Origin of the sequence: Gordonia polyisoprenivorans, assembly GCF_017654315.1 — a bacterium.
Classification (GTDB): domain Bacteria; phylum Actinomycetota; class Actinomycetes; order Mycobacteriales; family Mycobacteriaceae; genus Gordonia; species Gordonia polyisoprenivorans_A.
The window spans coordinates 5,301,167-5,315,850 of the sequence record NZ_CP072203.1; the positions used below are offsets into that span (position 1 = coordinate 5,301,167).

Consider the following 14,684-nt stretch of genomic DNA (forward strand, 5'->3'; position numbering starts at 1 on the left):
CGTCGGGTGGGCGAGCGCCTCAGCGATCCCCGCGTGCGATGTAGTCGCGCTCGGTGTAACCGGTGTAGAGCTGGCGCGGGCGCCCGATCTTGCCGGTCGGATCGGTGTTCATCTCCCGCCAGTGTGCGATCCAGCCGGGCAGCCGGCCGAGTGCGAACAGCACGGTGAACATCCGGGTCGGGAAGCCCATGGCACGGTAGATGACGCCGGTGTAGAAGTCGACGTTCGGGTAGAGCTTGCGCTCGATGAAGTAGTCGTCGTTGAGGGCGACCTCTTCGAGGCCCTTGGCGATGTCGAGCAGGTCGTCCTGCACGCCGAGGGAGGTGAGGATCTGATCGGCGGTCTTCTTCACGATCGCCGCGCGCGGGTCGTAGTTCTTGTACACGCGGTGTCCGAAGCCCATCAGCTTCACGCCGGCTTCCTTGTTCTTGACCTTGGTCATGAACGCCTGGGTGTCGCCGCCGGAGTTCTTGATGTCCTCGAGCATCTCGAGCACGGCCTGGTTGGCGCCACCGTGCAGCGGGCCCCACAGGGCGTTGATGCCGCCGGAGATCGAGGTGAACAGGTTGGCCTGCGAGGAGCCGACCAGCCGGACCGTCGACGTCGAGCAGTTCTGCTCGTGGTCGGCGTGCAGGATGAACAGCATGTCGAGGGCCTTGGCGACCTCGGGATCGACCTCGTAGGGCTCGGCCGGGAAGCCAAAGGTCATCCGCAGGAAGTTCTCCACCAGACTCAGCGAGTTGTCCGGGTAGAGGAACGGCTGACCCGCCGACTTCTTGTAGGCGTAGGCCGCGATCGTCGGCAGCTTGGCCAGCAACCGGATCGTCGACAGCTCGACCTGCTCGGGATCCTTGGGGTCCAACGAATCCTGGTAGTACGCCGACAACGCGTTGACGGCGCTGGAGAGCACCGGCATCGGGTGGGCGTTGCGCGGGAATCCGTCGAAGAACCGCTTGAGATCCTCGTGCAGCAGGGTGTGCCGCTGGATCTTGTTGGTGAACTCCTCGAGCTCGGTCGGGGTCGGCAGTTCGCCGTAGATCAGCAGGTAGCTGACCTCGATGAAGGTCGACTTCTCGGCCAGCTGGTCGATCGGGATACCGCGGTAGCGCAGGATGCCCGCGTCGCCGTCGATGTAGGTGATCGACGACTTGGTGGATGCGGTGTTGACGAATCCACCATCGAACGTGGTCAATCCGGTCTCGGACAGGAACTTGCCCAGTTCGACCGAATCGCTGCCCTCGGTGGCCTTCAGGATCGGGAGCTCGAGTTGCCCACCGGGATAAGTGAATGTTGCCGAAGCCGCATCGGTTGTGCCGTCGGCCGGGACTGTTTCAGCGGACACTCGTGGACCCCTTTACTCAGGTGCGAGATTTTCCTCTTCGCCCATTACGGGCTCTTGAGAACCTAACCTAGTCTCCCCCGAGCTCGCTCGCCCACGGAGGGTCCGCCCCCGGACGCGAGACGGTGATCCCGGCCACCTTCACGGCGAACCGTGCCACCTCGCGCCACTGCTCGTCGTCGAGGTCACGCACCGCGGCCGACGACAATGCACCGGCGCGGTCGAGTTGATGGAGGATCGCGCCCATGATGCTGTCACCAGCGCCGATGGTGTCGGCAACGGCCACCCGCGGCGCCGGGATACGGCTCGTGTTCGACGCGGTGACGACGTCGATACCGTCGGCGCCCGCGGTCACCAGCACCGCGCAGACCCCGGCCTCGAGCCAGTCGGCGGGGCGCGAACCGTTCGGTCCGCGCCCCAGCCACTCGGCGTCCTCGTCGGAGAGCTTGACCACGTCGACGGCGTTCATCCACGACGCGAACCGGGCGCGGTAGGCGTCGGCGTCGGCGATGACGGCCGCACGGATGTTGGGGTCGCAGACCACGAGCCGCCCCTCCTCGTGGCAGCGACGCATCGTCGATTCGTACACGCTCGCACCGGGCTCGAGAACCAGTGACAGCGTGCCGAAGCCAACCGCCGCGACGGTCGGCGCGAACGGCCCGGGGTCGGTGACGAGGCGGTCGGCGGTGCCCTCGACGTAGAACGAGTAGTGGGCGGCGCCGTCGGCGCCGATGGTCGCCAGTGCCAGCGAGGTGGGCTCGGAACGTCGTTGGACCAGGGTGGTGCCGACGCCGCTGTGCCGCAACGCCGACATGATGGCCTCGCCGTAGTCGTCGGTCGACACCGCCGAACAGAACGAGACCGCACTTCCCAGCCGCCCCAAGGTGATCGCGACGTTGAACGGTCCCCCGCCCAGGGCCGGCTGCAGCGGCGGCAGTTGCCCTCCACCGACAGTTGGTGGAGCTGTGGCCACCACGTCCACCAGCGCCTCGCCGCACACGACGATCTCCCTCATCGACCGATCCCGACGACTGTGCACGTCCATCCCGTCTTCACGGCATCAGTCTGCCATCGCCGGTGGCGTCGATGTCGGCTATGGGCGAAACGACGACGAGACCAAAACATCAGTGGGCGGGTAGATTCGACGGATATGAACGAGTTGCCCGCGGGACGCGATGCGGTGCTCCTCGACTTCGGTGACGACCCGGTCGCGGTGCGCCGGGCGCAGCGGGCACTGCGCGCGGCGAGCGAGGCGGGCGACCTGCTCGGCGTCACCGAGATCGTGCCCAGCGCATCGACTGTCCTCGTCCAGTTCGAGCTCGGCGTCGGCGCGGACTCCTTGGGCATCCACCGGGTGTTGCGCGGTGCGGTCACCGACGACGACACGACGCCGGACACCGACGACGAGGTGACGATCGAAGTGCATTACGACGGCGCCGATCTCGACGCGGTCGCCACCACCCTGGGGTGCGGGGTTGGCGATGTGGTCGCCGCGCACACCGCGACGAGGTGGCGCGTCCAGTTCATGGGTTTCGCACCGGGATTCGGCTACCTCGTCCCCGAGGATGCCGACAACCCGCTTCTCCGGATCGGCCGGCGCGCGCAGCCGCGCACCCGGGTGCCCGCCGGCGCGGTGGCCGTCGCTGCCGGATACAGTGCGATCTATCCGCGGACGAGCCCCGGTGGATGGCATCTCTTGGGCCGCACCGGTATCCAGCTGTGGGACGAAACAGCGAATCCGCCGTCGTTGCTGGCTCCGGGCACGCTGGTGCGATTCGTCGACGCCGCCCGCAGTGACGCCGGAGAGTCACGGTGAGCGCGATCGAGGTGATCCACCCCGGCCCGTTTGCGACGATCCAGGATCTGGGTCGGCCCGGGCTGGCCCATCTCGGTGTGCCTCGGTCGGGTGCCGCCGACCTGGTGTCGATGACACTCGCCAATCGTCTTGTCGGAAACCGGGAATCAGCGGCCGTCATCGAAGCGACGTTGGGCGGGATACGGATTCGGGCGCTGCGCGGGCTGCTGATCGCGGTGACCGGGGCGGGTGCGCAGGTACTCGTCGACGATGTGCCGGTCGGCCTCGGTGTGACCGCCACCGTGACCGCGGGCTCGGAACTGGCCGTGTCGGCGCCAACATCGGGTTGTCGCAACTACGTTGCGGTGCGGGGTGGAATCGACGTCGGCGCGGTCCTCGGTTCGCGATCCACCGACACGTTGTCGGGGCTTGGGCCGCCGCCGTTGTCGGCAGGTGATCTACTCGAGGTCGGCGTCGAGAGCGGGCCATGGCCTGCGGTGACGCATGCGCCGGTCGAGGCAACACCACCGCCGGTCGCCGAACTCGATGTGAGCGCAGGTCCGCGTTCCGGGCACCTGCACCGGGTCGGGGATCTGATGGTCGGCGAGTGGGTGGTGAGCGCCGACGCCGACCGGGTCGGGGTGCGGTTGGGACGGCCTGACGGGTCGGATCATCCGTTGTTGCACCATCGTGCCGATGTCGGCGAACTCGCGTCGGAAGGCGTTGCCCACGGGGCGGTTCAGGTCCCACCCAATGGGCAGCCGGTGCTGTTTCTCGCCGATCATCCGGTGACCGGCGGCTATCCGGTGGTGGCGGTACTCACCGCTGGGGCGCTCGCGCGAGCGGCTCAGCTGGTCGCCGGCAACCGGGTGCGTTTCCGCTCTCGGTGAGCTGCCGGCGACCAGCCCGCATCGGTCACCACAGGTCGTAGCCGACGTTGACGGTCGGGTAGCCGGTGTCGATGTGTGCGTTGATCCAGTAGTTGCCGCTGGTGGTTCCGGTGGCATTCAGATTGACTGCACCCCTGGCGTTCTCGATGCTGTAGACCGCCTTGGGGCCGAATGCGCCGATCCGGTAGGCGACCATGACGTTCTCCGATGAGCTGTGCGGTGCGTTGGAGACGATGATCTCGGTGGCGGCGGGAGCCTGCTGCGCCCGCGGGGACTGCACCCACTGCCCCGCTCCGGGAGTGGCACCCTGCAGGAACTCGGTGCGGTTGGTGTGGTTGGTGATCGTCATGGCCACGGTCGGCTCACCGGGATGGGTGATCGGCACGGTGCCGGCGGTGGCCAGACCCGCTCCGCCGAGCACCAGTCCGGTGCCGACCCCGAGGCCGGCGAGGCCGATGAGTGCGCGGTTACGGAAGCGGCGGGCTGTGGTGATCGTGTTCATGGGGGTCTCCCTTGCGTCCGTGGCCCGCCGGGTGTGTGGCCGGCGGTCCGTGGTGTTTCTGACACCCATGACTCTGCCGTCGACGAGCGGTTCGCCTCTTCACCTGACCAGCGGATTCACCGGAGGAACCATGCCTCCCCCGATCGGGGGAGCCTTGACTCCGGCGTGAGACGCTTCTAGTCTTTCGTCTCATGACCCAGGTTGCGTCCCCACCCGACACCGCAGTGCTTGGCCCGGACTCGTTGACCTGGCAGATCTGGGGGACGTGGACCGGCATGTTCCAGGGCCTGTGGGCGGGATCGATGCAGAACATGCATCCCAAGTTGGGGCAGGCCGTCTGGGATCACTCGGACTTCTTCGGAGAGCGATGGCAGCGTCTGCTGCGGTCGTTGTATCCGATCAGCGGCGTCGTCTTCGATCCGGTGGCCACCGATGGTGCGGCGGCGACCGGCCATGAGGTGCGCGACTATCACCGCACCATCAAGGGCACGATGCCGGACGGATCGCGTTATCACGCACTCGATCCCGACGTTTTCTACTGGGCGCACGCCACCTTCTGGTACGGCAACGTTCGGCTCTGCGAGCGACTCGGACCCTGGCTCACCGAAGCCCAGAAACGCCAGTTGTTCGAGGAGTCCAAGGTCTGGTACGCGCAGTACGGCGTGTCGATGCGACCGGTTCCCGAGACCTACGAGGACTTCCTCGAGTACTGGGACCACATGTGCCGCAATGTACTCCGCGATCACGAGTCGGTACGCACCGTCCTCGACATCGGCTCGCTGCCACCCCCGCCGATTCTGTCGTTCATCCCGGAGGGCTTGTGGCGTCGTCACATCGCACCGCGGAACGCGCGCTTCTTCGTGTGGCTGACCACCGGCTTCTACGACGAGCCCATCCGAGAGATGATGAATCTGCCGTGGAGCGAGACCGACGAACGCCGATTCCGGTTGCTGGGCAAGGTGATCAACCTCGTCATGCACCGGATCACGCCGAAACGCTATCTCCGGCATCCCCGCCCGCGTGACGCATGGGACCGCGTCCGCGGACGCGTACCGCACTCCGCACCCCTGGTGGAGACGCCCGCCCGCAACCTGCCGCCAGAAGCCGAGCGCGACAACCCGATCCACTACTGCCCCGTGCATGCCGCCCGCACCGCCGACTATCCAACGCACGTCCACGCATCACTCTGACCGACGCCCTTCTCCCGATGGTCGAGGTTCACCCCCCCGATGGTCGAGGACTTTCCCCCCGATGGTCGAGGTGCGAGGCGCGTGCGCCGAGCCTCGAGACCTCTTGCACCACAGCTGGTTCCACCCCACAGCAAAACCCCGTCACCGCGGATAGGTAACAATCACCTGCCCCGTCCGTCGGCTCCGCCACTGCACCCGCCGATCCAGAAAGAGCGTCGGCACCCACTCGGCGAGATGCTTGCGTTGGTGATCGGCCCGGCACAGCGGGATGAGGTCACCGAGCACCGTCCAGCCTCCGGCCTCGGGGTCGGTGTGGTTGAAGGGTTGCCAGTGGTCGAGGTCGCACAGGTGTGACGGCATCCCGCAGAACGGAAACCGGCACCACACATCGTTCGCCAACACCTCAGAACGCAACTTTGCGCTGGGTGCATACGTCAATGCCCCAGGGGGTGGCACGGTGTGACCACCGTGCCCGGTCGGATCCGCCGGTGGGGCCTGTGCGCGGTCGGCGATCTGCGGGATCAACGGCCCAGCAGTACGCACGGATTCGGGGTAGTGGATGGTTTTCGCTACGTCGGCGAGGGTGGTGGCGTAGTCGGGGTCGATGGGCCCGTAACCCTGCAACCGGGGCACCAGCACACCGTCGGGGTCAGTGACCACCGTCAACACCGTCAACACAGGTGCGACCAGGGCACGTCCGAACGCCACCGGAACCTCATCCGGCGTCGGTGGGTTCATCGGGTCGGGGACGTCGGGTTCGGCGACCGGCTCCACCAACTCGACTTCGGGAGCGTCCGCGTCGGCAGGTTCGGGTAGCAGGTCGTCCCACGCTGCCGCGTCGTCGGCGTCAGCGGGTGTCTCCGCCGACCCGTTGCTGTCGGTGCCGCCACCTCGTTTCGGGCAATCATCTTGTCCACATTCGCAGTCGAGCCGGGCGCCGGGCACGCCGGTGATCTCCCCGAGGGCGATCACCCGCAGCGACCCCACGCGACGCGGGTCTTTGCGGCAGGTGCGTTCATCGAGGAGGGCGTTGATCTGGGTGGTGAGGAACACCCCGTAATGGGCAGGGACGACCGCGTCGAGGGCGGAGTGTCCCGCGACATCGGGGGTGATGGTGACGTTGCCGACCAGGTCGGTGAGGGTGTCGCGGTCCTCGATGACACTGTCGGGGTTCATCGAAATCAACGCAGCGTCGAGTTGTTGCGACAGCACCGGATCGGTCGTCGCCCGAGACCCGAAGTCCAGGACGATCTCCTCGAACGTCATCTCCTCGTTGTCACCGGACTCGTCACCGTCGGTGCTGTCGCTGTCGCTGTCGGTGTCGGTGTCGATGTCTCCGCCGCGTTGGGCGGCGCGCGCCATGATCGAAGCCCGATTCGTGGACAGTTCCCCGTTCAGGTAGGCGGCACGGATCAGGGGGAACTTGTCCAACAGATCCGCCAACGCTATCCAGCTCCCGGCTTTGCTACGGGAGACCTTGAATTGCAGCGACACCTCAGCCCGGCCGAGTCTCTCGGCGTGCTCGACCACCGAACCCCACACACCGGTCTCGGGTCGACCGGCGAGATGCTCACGAAACACCCGCTCCGCCAACGCGGCAGCAGCCAGCACCGTCCGGGCCTCGTACTTGCGGGACTGGCGGAGCAGGTCAGGGCCGGTCTCGGTGAGCTCATCCCGCGGCATGGCTGTGATCGCGGCAGCATCGGCATCCGGATCGGTGAACGTCAACGTCGTCGACACCCGAAACCTCCCCTCCCGCGATCGGTGATCCAACCTATGGGCACAAGTGTACGAAGGGGTACCGACAAAACCGGCCCGACATTGCTAGTGTCGCGCGTCGTAACTGCTTGAACGGTTGGTTTGCTGCGATAATGGGGTATGGCGAATCGTCCGGCTGCGGCGTTGATGTTGGGTGATGGTGATCGTGAGGTGCTGGAGTCGTGGACTCGGTCGGGCTCGGTGCAGGCGTCGGCGGCGAAGCGGGCGCGGATGATGCTGCTTGCTGCTGATGGTGTGGCGAATCGGCGGATCGCGGAGTTGGTAGACGCGTCGCCGACGACGGTGATTGCGTGGCGCGAACGCTACCTTGAGCGCGGTCTGGCCGGTCTGACTGATCGTGCTCGCTCTGGGCGGCCGCGGCGGCTCGATAGGGATGCGATCATCGTCGCCACGCTCACGCCACCGCCGAAAAGCCTTGGGGTGACGCACTGGTCGACTCGGCTGCTGGCGAAGAAGCTGAAAATCTCCGACGCCTCGGTCGCCCGAGCGTGGCGAGCGTATGGGATCAAACCGTTCAAGGCCGAGTCGTTTCGGTTCTCCACCGACCCGGAGTTGGTGGGCAAGGTCACCGACATTTGCGGCTTGTACTTGAATCCGCCGGAGAACGCGATCGTGCTCTGCGTTGACGAGAAGTCCCAGATTCAAGCGTTGGATCGGACGGTGCCGGTCCTGCCGATGCAACCGGGCAAGGTCGAACGCCGCTCCTATGACTACTACCGGCACGGCACCACCACCTTGTTCGCCGCCCTGGATATCGCGACCGGGAAAGTCACCGCCGCACTCAAGCCCAAGCATCGCCACCAAGAGTTCCTGGCTTTCCTCAAGCAGGTCGAACGGGCCTACCGCGACACCGTCGATGACACCGGTACTCCGGTCGACTTACACCTGGTGATGGACAACTATGCAGCTCACAAACATGCCAACGTGAAGAAATGGCTTGCCGAACATCCTCGGGTCATCGTGCATTTCACCCCAACACACGCCTCCTGGATGAACCTCGTCGAGGTCTGGTTCGGCATCATTGAACGCCAAGCGATTCGCCGTGGAGTGTTCACCTCCGTCAAAGACCTCAACACCAAAATCCGCGCGTTCATCGACGGGTGGAACCCCAGAGCTCACCCATTCGTCTGGACCAAAACTGCCGAACAGATCCTGGAAAAAGCCAACCGTCCAACAACTTCAAACTCGCGCCACTAGACCGGGGAAATCTGTGGACAACCATCTTTCCACTCGTCGAGTGGGCGCCGATGTGGTTGCGATACTTGTCATCTCACCAGGGTCTCGAGGCTCGCCGCACGCGGCTCGCACCTCGACCACCGGGGGAAGGAACGGTCGAGCATCGGGAGATCCGTTCCGATGGTCGAGGTGCCGAGGAGCGCCAGCGACGAGGCCTCGAGACCCCTTCCGCCGATCAGTATCCGCACCACCCGCCGAACCGAACCAGCACCGGCGCAAGCGGTCTCGAGGCTCGCCGCACGCGGCTCGCACCTCGACCATCGGGGGGACAGAACGAGCGTCGGAAGGTGGAAGCGCTCGACCACCGGGGGAAGGGTCGACCGTCGGTCAGGGAATGCGCCGTCGTTCTACTCCGTACGTTTCCATCCGGTGGACGAGGCCTCGAGACCACGCCCACCGACAGGTATCCGCACCACCCGCCAAGCCGGAAACAGCACCGGCACAAGCAGTCTCGAGGCTCGCCGCACGCGGCTCGCACCTCGACCACCGGGCGGGGACCAGCGGAGGGAAGGAAGCCTACGGCCATCGAGCAGAGGAGTCTACCCGGGACGCTACTGCTGGCCGAGGCCTCGCTGCATTGCGCGCTGGACGCGGGCGGCCTCACGCTTTGCGTACGGATTGGCTTGTCCGGCACGCGAACCCGCGAGTTTGGCACCGATGTGCTCGCCGACGGTGATCGGCGAGTAGCGGCTGCCGGCACCCACGCAGGAGGGCAGTGTGGAGATGGTGGCGTCGATGTTGCCGTCGTGGAAATAGGCGGCAGATCTGCGGCGCTCGATGGTGCCGTCGACGATGGGCGGCTTGACGCGATGCAGTGTCGACATCCAGCGTTCGTTGGTCCAGCGCGCCATCAGGTCACCGAGGTTGATGAGGAGCGCACCGTCGGTCGGGGCGACGTCGTGCCACACCCCATGGTGGTCGAGCACCTGTAACCCGCGCACCTGATCTGCCCAAAGCACGGTCACGATGCCGTAGTCGGTGTGCTCGCCCATGCCGGTCAATTCACCGTCGAGTTCGATCTCGCCGGGCGGCAGCGCATAGTTGTTCATCCGCAGCACGTCGAGGGAATGGTCGGTGTAGCCGTCGAAGAAGTCCGGCGGGAGGTCGAGGGCATCGGCGAAGATGCGCGTCAGCACGTGTGCGACGCGGCGCGCCTCGACGAAATAGGTCGACACCGCAGCCTGGAAATGACTGACCGCGGGCCAGGTGTTGTCGGCGTAGTGATCAGCGGGCAGCTCGAGTCCGGGATACTGCTTCGCCTCGACGCCCACGTTGAATGCCTCGAAGAAATCATTCATCCGCCCCGCCGACTCCACGCCGAGACTCAGCGAGAGCGACTCGGATTTCGGAGGCGCATATCCACGGTTGATCTCCGGCGGCGTCCGGTAGGCCTTCTTCTCGTCGAGCGGCAACGCGAAGAAATCGTCCATGACGGCGGTGAACTCCTCGATCACCGCGGACGGGATCTGGTGGCCGACGATTTGCATGAATCCGACCGAACTCGCCGCGTCGTCGATCTGTGCCGCGACCACCGCGCGGTCGGCGGCGCTACCTCCGTCGACGTAGGCAGAGATGTCGATGATCGGAACGCGGAAGGAGTCCACTGACTCGTCGACGGTCGCAGTCATGGCCACCATGGTGACACCGATCGAGAAGATCCGCTGATCAGCGCGAGGGCCGCGGTCAGGCGTGTTGCCCGACGCGGTAGCGGACGAAAGCCGGAATGAACAGTGCGGCAACGATGGTCAGCACCACCACGGCCGCTCCGCCGAACGCCGTGGTCGCCGCGACGCCGACGACCGCAGCCGCCGAACCGTGCGCAACGTCGGCGATACGCGGACCACCGGCAACCACCACGATGAACACCCCCTGCAGTCGCCCACGCACCTCGTCGTTGGCCGCGGCCAGCAGGATCGACTGGCGGAAGGCCGCCGACGCCATGTCTGCGGCGCCACCGATCATCAACAGCACCAGGACGACCGGCAGCCACGGCAGCGCCGACCCGCCGGCGAACCCCACCGCCACACCCGACAGCGCGATCGCCACACCCCAGATGAGGATGCACATGATCACCGCGAGTCCTTGACGCTGAACACGACTGACCCACCCGGAGAACACCCCGCCGACGACGGCGCCCGCCGAGATCGCGACGAACAACAGCGCAAAGGCGAGGCCACCGCCGGACGGCCCACCGAAATTCTCGTGCGCCATCTGCGGGAACAGCGCCCGCGGCATACCGAAGATCATCGCGATCAGATCGACGAGGAAGGATGCCATCAGCACCTTGTGGCGGGCGAGGTAGGTCAACCCGTCGATCACCGACCGCAATCCCGCGACCTTCGGCGCATGCTCGCTCTCCGGACGCAGCGCAGGCAGCAGGATCACCGCCCACAGTGTGGCGAACAGGAAGATCGTGTCGATCAGGTACAGCACCGAATACCCCAGCACCGGGATCAACGCGCCACCGACGAGCGGCCCGGCGATCGCGCCCGCCTGCATCACCGTCATGTTCAGCGACAACGCCGCCGGCAGTTCGGACGCGGGCAACAGCCGCGGAAGCACCGCGGTTCGCGTCGGCTGGTTGACCGCAAAAAAGGCCTGCTGAACGGTGAAGAGCGACAGGATGATCCAGACGTTGTTCCAGCCCATCGCCGACTGCACCCAGAACAGCGCACTGGTGCCGATGAGTCCGACAGTGGTGACAACCAGGATGAGCCGGCGATCCATGACGTCGGCAAGCGCCCCGCCCCAGAGGCCGAATACGACCAAAGGAACCAAACCGAAAACTCCGGTGAGTCCGACATAGGCTGAGCTGCCGGTGATCTCGTAGATCTGCGCAGGCACCGCCACCACGGTGAGCTGCGCGCCGATGACCGTGACGATGTTGGCCCACCACAGTCTCCGGAAGTAGCGATTGGACAGCGGCCGGGTGTCGGCCAGGAGACGACGCACCGAAACAGCTTAGGGGATAGAAGAATGTCCCCCGGCCGCTCCCCCGACGACTCCGCCCTCGGCGGCCAGGGTGTCGAGCATCGCCAGACCCTCGCGTGCCCAGGCGATCTCCGCCTCGCTCCGGGCGACCATCCCGGCATAGGTATGCGCCTTGAAGGCCACGATCCGCTCATGGTCGGAGTCGGGAAATCGCGAGAGCCTGCGCATGATCATCGGATCGGTGCGCGCGACGATTCCCGCGTGGACCGCGAGCAGCAGTTGCCGCTGCTCGGCGTGATGGTCGATGTGGTCCTCGAAGAATCGCCGCGCGCCAGCGGTATCGGTCCATTCGAGGTAGGCGGCCTGCAGGTGATGGGTGTCGCGCGGCGGCGTGTACGGCAGCGCCCTGCCGGCCCAGTCGATCAACTCCTCGAGTCCGACTTCGGTGATCGTGTATTGAGTCTTGGTACTGCGCGGACCCCAGCGGACGGCGCTGCTCTCCACGAGTCCGTCACCTTGCATCCGCTTGAGTTCGGGATAGATCTGCGAGTCCGGCGCCGACCACACGTGGCCGACCGAACCGCTGAACCGCTTCGCGGCGTCATATCCGGTCGCGGGCCCGGCGCTGAGCAGGGCCAGCAGTGCGTGTCGCAGGCTCACGGCTGCAGCCGCAAGACTTCCCAGACCCCGTCGGCCATCGTCAGACGTATCCGGTTGTGCAGCCGGTTCGCGCGGCCCTGCCAGAATTCGACGCACGCGGGCTCCAGGCGATAGCCGCCCCACTGCGGGGGCACCGGGACCGGGGTGTCGCCATCGACGCCGCCACATCGCGCCGCGACGTCGGCCGCCTTCGCCTCCAGCTCGGCCCGGCTGCCGATGGGACGGGACTGCTCGGAGGCGAGCGCGGAGAGCTGCGAACCCCGCGGCCGCTTGGACCAATAGTCTTGCGTCTCTTCGGGACTCACTCGGACCACCGCGCCCCGGAAGTGCACCTGGCGCTCCAGTGCGATCCACGGGAAGGTCACCGACGCAACGGGATTGGCGGCCAGGTCACGGCCCTTGTCGGAATCGTAGCCGGTGAAGAACACGATTCCCGCGGCGTCGGCGCCCTTGCACAGCACGGTCCGCGTGGCCGGCAACCCATGGGCGTCGACGGTGCCGAGGACCATCGCATTCGGCTCGGGTATCCGCGCGTCGAGGGCCTCGTGCAACCACACCTCGAACAGGTCGAGCCACGGCGGATCTTCGCGCAGCCAGCTCGGATCGAGGTTGTCGCGCACCCCGTCGGCCCCGGCCGCGCGATCTCCGTCGCCGACGTTGGGCGGGATGCCGCCGCCGTACCCGACACGCATGTTGGGCAGGTCGATTCCGGGTCGCCGGGGCGCACCGTCGATGGATTCGCTCACCGTCCTGACGCTACTCCGGGCGGGCACCGTGACCAGCGTGGCGGGCCGGTTACTCCCCGGTATGACGGCGCCTGCGGTCTGTCCTACAGTGCACACAGAGGATGCCCCAGCCCGGCATCCCTGGCACAGCGCCGTGCGGAACAGAAGGTGGTCGCAGACATGACGAACAAGATCCCCGACGACTTCGTCCCCGGCCTCGAGGGCGTCGTCGCCTTCACCACCGAGATCGCCGAGCCGGACAAGAACGGCGGCAACCTGCGCTACCGCGGAGTCGACATCGAGGATCTCGTCGAGAACAAGGTCACCTTCGCCGACGTGTGGGCGCTGCTCGTCGACGGTCGGTTCGGCGACGGTCTGCCACCCGCGGAACCCTTCCCGCTGCCCATCCACACCGGTGACGTCCGCGTCGACGTGCAGGCGGCGCTGGCGATGCTCGCCCCGATCTGGGGCTACCGGCCGCTGCTCGACATCGACGACGCCACCGCCCGCGCGAACCTGGCGCGCGCGTCGGTGATGGCGCTGTCCTACGTCGCGCAGTCGGCGCGCGGCATTCACCAACCGGCCGTGCCCCAGCGCATCATCGACGAATGTGACACCGTCACAGCACGATTCATGACCCGGTGGAAGGGTGATCCGGACCCGAAGCACATCGCCGCGATCGACGCCTACTGGGTCGGAGCGGCCGAACACGGACTCAACGCATCGACGTTCACCGCCCGGGTGATCGCCAGTACCGGAGCCGATGTGGCAGCGGCGCTGTCCGGGGCGATCGGCGCGATGTCGGGACCGCTGCACGGTGGCGCACCGGCACGGGTGCTGCCGATGATCGAGGAGGTCGAGCGCACCGGCGACGCACGGGCGCTGGTCAAGGGCATCCTCGACCGCAAGGAGAAGCTGATGGGGTTCGGTCACCGGGTCTATCGCGCCGAGGACCCGCGAGCCCGCGTCCTGCGCCGCACCGCCCAACAACTCGGGGTGCCCCGCTACGAGGTGGCCGCGGCACTGGAGCAGGCCGCACTCACCGAACTGCGCGAACGCCGCCCGGACCGCGCGATCGAGACCAACGTCGAGTTCTGGGCGGCGGTCATCCTCGACTACGCCGAGGTACCCACGCACATGATGCCCGCCATGTTCACCTGCGGCCGGACCGCGGGCTGGTGCGCACACATCCTCGAGCAGAAGCAGCTCGGCAAACTCGTCCGCCCGGCCGCGCTCTACACCGGCGCCGCACCGCGGCGGCCCGAGGACGTCGAAGGCTGGGGTGACGTGGTCAAACCCGGCCTCTGACGGGCAGACTGGGTCGCGTGGCCGCGATCGTCGTGACCACTCGAACGGAAAGGACCCATCGACATGTCGAAGAACGCGAAGATCGCTCTCATCATCGTCGGCCTCGGGCTGATCGTGGCGCTACTGGTGTTCCTGAGGCGGGAGAAAACCCTCGTGGACGCGGCCACCGCGAAGATCGAGGAGACGATCGACGAGCTCGATCCCGCGGCCAAGGCCGCCGTCGTGGCGCGCCTGGGCATCGAGGTCAAGGACAAGGCGATCGAGGCCAAGGACATCGCCGTCGGCACCGCCAAGGGCCTCGCGGGCTGACTTCGCCAAGCTGACGCTGC

The 14,684-nt window shown here is 66.6% G+C and carries 14 protein-coding genes; 6 read left to right on the top strand and 8 right to left on the bottom strand.

Annotated features, from left to right (window positions below; genetic code table 11):
• Window positions 1–19 precede the first annotated feature (19 nt).
• Entirely contained in the window at window positions 20–1,342 is a 1,323-nt protein-coding gene (locus J6U32_RS23730; protein ID WP_079929088.1) for a citrate synthase, read from the bottom strand.
• A 67-nt stretch (window positions 1,343–1,409) separates the two neighbouring features.
• Window positions 1,410–2,354: a carbohydrate kinase family protein gene (locus J6U32_RS23735; protein ID WP_208792421.1), complete on the bottom strand. Its 945-nt coding sequence runs from the start codon at window positions 2,352–2,354 to the stop codon at window positions 1,410–1,412.
• A 135-nt stretch (window positions 2,355–2,489) separates the two neighbouring features.
• Here J6U32_RS23735 and J6U32_RS23740 point away from each other — a divergent pair, with 135 nt between their 5' ends.
• Both J6U32_RS23740 and J6U32_RS23745 read left to right on the top strand, forming a co-directional pair.
• Window positions 2,490–3,155 (top strand): 5-oxoprolinase subunit B family protein, encoded by a 666-nt coding sequence (locus J6U32_RS23740; protein WP_208792422.1) that lies wholly within the window; start codon window positions 2,490–2,492, stop codon window positions 3,153–3,155.
• Window positions 3,152–4,024, top strand: coding sequence for a biotin-dependent carboxyltransferase family protein (locus J6U32_RS23745; RefSeq protein WP_208792423.1), 873 nt, complete (start codon window positions 3,152–3,154; stop codon window positions 4,022–4,024). The genes J6U32_RS23740 and J6U32_RS23745 overlap by 4 nt, the downstream gene beginning before the upstream one ends.
• A 25-nt stretch (window positions 4,025–4,049) precedes the next feature.
• Here the strand turns inward: J6U32_RS23745 and J6U32_RS23750 are convergent, their stop codons facing one another.
• Window positions 4,050–4,526: a hypothetical protein gene (locus J6U32_RS23750; RefSeq protein ID WP_208792424.1), complete on the bottom strand. Its 477-nt coding sequence runs from the start codon at window positions 4,524–4,526 to the stop codon at window positions 4,050–4,052.
• A 191-nt stretch (window positions 4,527–4,717) separates the two neighbouring features.
• Here J6U32_RS23750 and J6U32_RS23755 point away from each other — a divergent pair, with 191 nt between their 5' ends.
• Entirely contained in the window at window positions 4,718–5,716 is a 999-nt protein-coding gene (locus J6U32_RS23755) for an oxygenase MpaB family protein (protein ID WP_208792425.1), read from the top strand.
• Between the two features lie 141 nt (window positions 5,717–5,857).
• Here J6U32_RS23755 and J6U32_RS23760 read toward each other — a convergent pair whose 3' ends face one another.
• Window positions 5,858–7,456 carry an HNH endonuclease signature motif containing protein gene (locus J6U32_RS23760; RefSeq protein WP_208792426.1) on the bottom strand — a complete coding sequence of 533 codons (1,599 nt, stop codon included), beginning with the start codon at window positions 7,454–7,456 and terminating at the stop codon, window positions 5,858–5,860.
• 138 nt (window positions 7,457–7,594) lie between these two features.
• Here J6U32_RS23760 and J6U32_RS23765 point away from each other — a divergent pair, with 138 nt between their 5' ends.
• Window positions 7,595–8,692, top strand: coding sequence for an IS630 family transposase (locus J6U32_RS23765; RefSeq protein ID WP_208792427.1), 1,098 nt, complete (start codon window positions 7,595–7,597; stop codon window positions 8,690–8,692).
• 590 nt (window positions 8,693–9,282) lie between these two features.
• Here the strand turns inward: J6U32_RS23765 and J6U32_RS23770 are convergent.
• Genes J6U32_RS23770 through pdxH form a run of 4 tightly spaced genes read right to left on the bottom strand, consistent with a single transcriptional unit; the run spans window position 9,283 to window position 13,014 of the window.
• Window positions 9,283–10,368, bottom strand: a complete 1,086-nt coding sequence (locus J6U32_RS23770; protein WP_208792428.1) for an isopenicillin N synthase family dioxygenase — start codon at window positions 10,366–10,368, stop codon at window positions 9,283–9,285.
• A gap of 46 nt (window positions 10,369–10,414) precedes the next feature.
• Window positions 10,415–11,683, bottom strand: a complete 1,269-nt coding sequence (locus J6U32_RS23775; RefSeq protein WP_208792429.1) for an MFS transporter — start codon at window positions 11,681–11,683, stop codon at window positions 10,415–10,417.
• 9 nt (window positions 11,684–11,692) lie between these two features.
• Window positions 11,693–12,322, bottom strand: a complete 630-nt coding sequence (locus J6U32_RS23780; protein WP_208792430.1) for a PadR family transcriptional regulator — start codon at window positions 12,320–12,322, stop codon at window positions 11,693–11,695.
• A complete protein-coding gene (gene pdxH / locus J6U32_RS23785) occupies window positions 12,319–13,014 on the bottom strand; it encodes a pyridoxamine 5'-phosphate oxidase (RefSeq protein WP_208796301.1) in 696 nt (231 codons plus the stop codon). The genes J6U32_RS23780 and pdxH overlap by 4 nt, the downstream gene beginning before the upstream one ends.
• Window positions 13,015–13,227: 213 nt before the next feature.
• Here pdxH and J6U32_RS23790 point away from each other — a divergent pair, with 213 nt between their 5' ends.
• Together J6U32_RS23790 and J6U32_RS23795 are read left to right on the top strand one after the other, a co-directional pair.
• Window positions 13,228–14,355 carry a citrate synthase 2 gene (locus J6U32_RS23790; RefSeq protein WP_006368225.1) on the top strand — a complete coding sequence of 376 codons (1,128 nt, stop codon included), beginning with the start codon at window positions 13,228–13,230 and terminating at the stop codon, window positions 14,353–14,355.
• A gap of 63 nt (window positions 14,356–14,418) precedes the next feature.
• Window positions 14,419–14,664, top strand: coding sequence for a hypothetical protein (locus tag J6U32_RS23795; RefSeq protein ID WP_006368223.1), 246 nt, complete (start codon window positions 14,419–14,421; stop codon window positions 14,662–14,664).
• Window positions 14,665–14,684: the final 20 nt, after the last annotated feature.

Coding starts and splice junctions, on each gene's coding strand:
- J6U32_RS23735 (WP_208792421.1), bottom strand. CDS start 2,354: ATGAGGGAGATCGTCGTGTGCGGCGAGGCGCTGGTGGACGTGGTGGCC.
- J6U32_RS23740 (WP_208792422.1), top strand. CDS start 2,490: ATGAACGAGTTGCCCGCGGGACGCGATGCGGTGCTCCTCGACTTCGGT.
- J6U32_RS23750 (WP_208792424.1), bottom strand. CDS start 4,526: ATGAACACGATCACCACAGCCCGCCGCTTCCGTAACCGCGCACTCATC.
- J6U32_RS23755 (WP_208792425.1), top strand. CDS start 4,718: ATGACCCAGGTTGCGTCCCCACCCGACACCGCAGTGCTTGGCCCGGAC.
- J6U32_RS23765 (WP_208792427.1), top strand. CDS start 7,595: ATGGCGAATCGTCCGGCTGCGGCGTTGATGTTGGGTGATGGTGATCGT.
- J6U32_RS23770 (WP_208792428.1), bottom strand. CDS start 10,368: ATGGTGGCCATGACTGCGACCGTCGACGAGTCAGTGGACTCCTTCCGC.
- pdxH (WP_208796301.1), bottom strand. CDS start 13,014: ATGCGTGTCGGGTACGGCGGCGGCATCCCGCCCAACGTCGGCGACGGA.
- J6U32_RS23790 (WP_006368225.1), top strand. CDS start 13,228: ATGACGAACAAGATCCCCGACGACTTCGTCCCCGGCCTCGAGGGCGTC.
- J6U32_RS23795 (WP_006368223.1), top strand. CDS start 14,419: ATGTCGAAGAACGCGAAGATCGCTCTCATCATCGTCGGCCTCGGGCTG.